This window comes from Yersinia nurmii (assembly GCF_001112925.1).
Lineage (GTDB): Bacteria > Pseudomonadota > Gammaproteobacteria > Enterobacterales > Enterobacteriaceae > Yersinia > Yersinia nurmii.
In genome coordinates this window covers 1-351 of record NZ_CPYD01000044.1, presented here as the reverse complement: position 1 = coordinate 351, position 351 = coordinate 1, and the positions used below count along the sequence as shown (strand labels likewise).

Below are 351 nucleotides of genomic sequence, written 5' to 3'. Positions count from 1 at the left end.
GCTGCTGAAACAATGAATATTGGCCTTTCAACCTTACAACACTGGCTACGGCAGTATCGCGGAGAGATCCGCGGAAACACACCGATAGCCAGTGCTATAACACCGGAACAACGGCGAATACAAGAACTTGAAAAGCAGGTACGGCAGTTGCAGAGCGACAATGACCTGTTAAAAAAGGCTTCGGCCTTCTTCGCCATGGAAATGAACAACGACAAAAAGTCGCGGTGAAACTGAAGAAGGTCGGTGCAAATATCCAACAGGTATGCCGCTGTTTATCGCTCACGCGCAGCGTGTTTTATGCCCGTAGTCGTCGGCTAATGATCAAGCCCGATGTTCTGATGTTGCACGCGG

General features: G+C 49.9%; 1 protein-coding gene. It reads left to right on the top strand.

Going from position 1 to position 351, the window contains the following annotated elements; genetic code table 11:
- Positions 1–228: hypothetical protein (locus tag AD970_RS18455; RefSeq protein WP_049602474.1), on the top strand; the 228-nt coding region annotated here is incomplete at its 5' end.
- Positions 229–351: the final 123 nt, after the last annotated feature.